Source organism: Paraburkholderia sp. RL17-373-BIF-A, from assembly GCF_046030175.1.
Lineage (GTDB): Bacteria > Pseudomonadota > Gammaproteobacteria > Burkholderiales > Burkholderiaceae > Paraburkholderia.
This window is the reverse complement of record NZ_JARESO010000341.1, coordinates 1-751: the sequence shown is the minus strand read 5'-3', so window position 1 is coordinate 751 and position 751 is coordinate 1. Positions and strand designations below refer to the sequence as shown.

1 protein-coding gene is annotated in these 751 nt (G+C 57.4%); it reads left to right on the top strand.

From position 1 onward, the window contains the following. On the top strand, nt 1-751 hold a 751-nt coding region (locus P0D80_RS50750), incomplete at both ends, for an IS110 family RNA-guided transposase (protein ID WP_408296443.1).

Sequence of the window (751 nt, the reverse complement as noted above, 5' to 3'; positions counted from 1 at the left end):
TGGCGGCGCACAACATTGGGCACGAGAGCTGACAAAGCTGGGGCATCAGGTCAGGCTACTCTCGTCGAGATTTGTGAAGGCATTTAACATCGGCAACAAGAGCGACGCGGCGGATGCACGAGCAATCTGGTTGGCTGTCCAGCAGCCGGGCAAAGCTGTTGCAGTGAAAACCGAGGCTCAGCAGGCGGTGCTTGCCATGCATTGGATGCGAGAACAACTGGTGAAGATGCGGACGATGCAGATAAATGCACTGCGCGGCCTCATGACCGAATACGGGGAGGTTATGGGCAGAAGCCGTGCGGTTCTGGAAAGAGAAATGCCAGGCGTCTTGCACAGGCTCGCGGAGCGTCTGCCAGCCATGCTGATCGATACGTTGCGCGACAGGTGGAACGAAGTAGCAAGGATGGACGAGCAAATCGCCAGAATCGAGCAACGGCTTCGCATCTGGCTTAAGCAGGATAAAGACTGTTCAGCGATAGCTGAAATCCCCGGCGTGGGCCTGCTTACGGCGACGGCAGCAGTGGCCACAATGGCCGATCCCAAGGCATTCAGATCGGGACGGGAATTTGCAGCATTTATAGGTCTCGTTCCGCGACAACATGGCTCGGGCGGCAGGGTAAGCCTGTTTGGAATCAGCAAGAGGGGGGACACCTATCTACGCACGCTCCTAACTCACGGTGCGCGCTGCGTACTGGCAAACGTCAAGGAGCCGGGACATTGGGTCGAGCAATTGAAAAAGCGACGCCCAGCA